Source organism: Rhodobaculum claviforme, from assembly GCF_016653255.1.
Lineage (GTDB): Bacteria > Pseudomonadota > Alphaproteobacteria > Rhodobacterales > Rhodobacteraceae > Rhodobaculum > Rhodobaculum claviforme.
In genome coordinates this window covers 1-3019 of sequence record NZ_NHSD01000005.1, presented here as the reverse complement: position 1 = coordinate 3019, position 3019 = coordinate 1, and the positions used below count along the sequence as shown (strand labels likewise).

At 65.8% G+C, this 3019-nt stretch carries 4 protein-coding genes; all 4 read left to right on the top strand.

Annotation, left to right across the window (positions count from 1 at the left end; genetic code table 11):
* On the top strand, positions 1-489 hold a 489-nt coding region (locus tag CCR87_RS00080), incomplete at its 5' end, for a DUF3394 domain-containing protein (protein WP_201155314.1).
* 53 nt (positions 490-542) lie between these two features.
* The gene (locus tag CCR87_RS00075; protein WP_027288217.1) at positions 543-983 is read left to right on the top strand and encodes a universal stress protein; all 441 of its coding nucleotides are present in this window, start codon (positions 543-545) and stop codon (positions 981-983) included.
* A 61-nt stretch (positions 984-1044) separates the two neighbouring features.
* A complete protein-coding gene (locus CCR87_RS00070) occupies positions 1045-1791 on the top strand; it encodes a DUF6969 family protein (RefSeq protein WP_051431929.1) in 747 nt (248 codons plus the stop codon).
* Positions 1792-1920: 129 nt separating this feature from the next.
* A partial coding sequence (locus tag CCR87_RS00065; RefSeq protein WP_201155313.1) for a threonine--tRNA ligase occupies positions 1921-3019 on the top strand: 1099 nt, incomplete at its 3' end.

The window sequence follows — 3019 nt, the reverse complement described above, 5'->3', positions numbered from 1 at the left end:
CTGCTGGTCGCCTTCACGCTGCTGCGGCCTGGCTACTGGATGGATCAGATGATCCCGCCCTACCGGACGGTCGACCCGACCCAGATCACCGAGCGCGCGGCCGAGGCGCCGGCCGGCGATTCCCTGCGCGTGGTGATCGAAGGCCTGACCATTGAAGGCGAAGAAGCGCGCAAGACCGTGCTCCTGCCACTGGGTCCGGCGGAGGGCAAGTCGGGTGTGCAGCGTCTGCAACACGCCGGTATCATGGTGCAGACGATGGGCGATCAGGTGCAGATCACCAATGTCGTCTTTAACTCGCCGGCGGAGAAGGCGGGCGTCGACTTCGGCTGGAAGGTGCGGGGTCTGCAGGTTCCCACCCAGCAGCCGCCAAAGGAACTGTTCTTCATTCCGGCGTTGGTGCTCCTGGGCGGCGTCTATCTGTTGCAGCGTCGGCGCAATCCCGGCCGTCCGGCGCCGAAGCCGCAACCCCAGGGCGCCGGCGCGGAATGACCGGCTAGGGGCGACCGATCCCCGATGACCGGTCAACGATAGAGGGTAACGGCATGTACAAAGACATCCTGGTTCCGGTCGACTTGGCCGAGGAAAACTCCTGGAAGGCCGCCGTGTCGCGGGCGGTCGAGCTGGCGCAGGCGTTCGGCAGCCGGCTGCACGTGCTCACCGTCGTGCCCGATTTCGGCGCCACGATGGTCGCGCAGTACTTCCCGCACGACTACGAACAGAAAATCGTCGAGGAGGCGCGCCAACGCCTGCATACATTCACCAGGGATCACGTGCCGGCCGGCGTCGAGGTGCAGCACCTGGTGGGGCACGGGCGCGTCTATGACGAGATCCTACGGATGGCCGAGGAAGCGGATTGCGATCTGATCTGCATGGCCTCGCACCGTCCCGAATTGCGCGATTATCTGCTGGGGCCGAACGCCGCACGCGTGGTTCGGCATTCGAAGCGCTCCGTCCTGGTGGTGCGCGACGCGCCGAACGGGTAGGCTGTTGGGATGGCGCTAGCGATTGGCAGCGCATCCGGGCGGCGGACGAAAGTAGGCGCAGGTGAACGTACAGGCGGAAACGAAGGCCGCGTCGGAAGGCGGCTTTGCGACAGTCGATTTGTCCCAGGTGGGTGACGCGGAGGTGGCCGCTCTGGGCGCTGCGGCGCGGCGGGTGCGTGAGATCGAGACGGACCTCGCGGTGCGCGGCGGCAACGTCGTGGCCCGTCTGTTGGCGGAGGCCGAGGCCTTTTACGAGTGGGACCATTATCCCGAGGGCGATGCCTATGACCCGTCCCGGGAAAGCCAATATTTCTACCATGCACATGCGGCCGAAGAGCGCTTTCCCGGTGAGCATGGGCATTTCCATACCTTTGTCCGTCCGGTCGGCCTGAGCGATCTGCTCCCAGGGGACGAGATGCCGCCGCCGACCGCACTCACCCACTTGGTCGCGGTGTCGATCGATACCTCCGGACGCGCCGTGCGGCTGTTCACCACCAACCGTTGGGTCACGGGTGAGCGTTGGTATCCTGCCGCGACGGCGGTGCGTCTGTTGGCCAACTTCGAGATGACGGGCGATAAGCCGGCGCCCGAGGTCAATGGTTGGCTGAGCGCGTTGTTGCGTCTCTACCGGGCGGATATCGCAGCCCTGTTGACCGCGCGTGACGCGGCCTTGGTGCAGGCCGGCGGCGGCGTTGTGAGCGAGGCGGCACTGGAGAACAGGGAGCTGGAGGTGACCAGCCAGTTGGAGATCGACGTTGCGGCCCGCATCCAGATAGTCGAGGCGGAGGCCACGCGCCGGGGCGTCTAAGTGCTCGTGCTTGTTTTGGGCCAGTAGGGCGGCTGCGCGCCCTCGTCGCTTGACAGGGTGACTGCGCTGGCTAGCTTGACGCCACGGTCGCGTAACGGGCCGGCAGTGTTAGTTGAGAAGGGCAGAGTTTTGACGCGTGTTGCCAAGGCCGCGCAGGCGGTGACGATCACACTCCCGGACGGCAACCAACTGGCGTTCGACCACGCACCGACCGGCCGCGAGATTGCGGAGCGGATCGGCAAGCGGTTGGCCAAGGACGCGCTCGTGGTCAAGGTGGACGGCGAGTTGCGCGACCTGGACCTGCCGGTCACGGGCGACGCGCGGGTCGAGATCGTCACCCCGAAGCACGAGGACGCGCGCCAGATCATCCGGCACGACGCCGCCCACGTGATGGCGGAGGCGGTGCAGGAGCTGTTTCCGGACGCGCAGGTCACCTTCGGCCCGGCGACCGAGACCGGTTTCTATTACGACTTCGCCCGCGCGCACCCCTTCTCGACCGACGATCTGGAGAAGATCGAACAGCGCATGCACGAGATCGTGGATGCGGACAAGCCGTTCGTGCGCGAGGTCTGGGACCGCGACGCGGCGGCGCACTTCTTTGACGAGAAGGGCGAGAAGTACAAGGCCCAGCACATCCGCGAGGGCATCCCGAAGGGCGAGCAGATCACGATCTACCGCCAGGGCGACGACTGGCTCGACCTTTGCCGTGGGCCGCACGCCCCGTCGACGGGACGGGTCGGTCATGCGTTCAAGCTGATGAAGGTCTCCGGCGCCTATTGGCGCGGCGACCCGAACAACGAGCAGCTGCAGCGGATCGCCGGCACGGCTTGGGAGAGTGAGAAACGGCTCAACGACTACCTGGCCATGCTGGAGGAGGCGGAGAAGCGCGACCACCGCCGGCTGGGCCGCGAACTCGACCTGTTCCACCTCCAGGAAGAAGCCGTCGGCAGTGTGTTCTGGCACCCCAAGGGCTGGACGCTCTACCGGCAGGTGGAAAAGTACGTCCGCCGGATGCAGGAGCGCGAAGGCTACCACGAGGTCAAGACGCCGCAGCTGATCGACCGGTCGTTGTGGGAGCGCTCGGGCCACTGGGAGAAGTTCCGCGAGGCGATGTTTACGGCGAAGAGCGAGGATGACCATACCCTCGCGATCAAGCCGATGAACTGCCCGGCGCACGTTCAGATCTTCAACAAGGGCGTTACCAGTTACCGTGATCTGCCCTACCGGA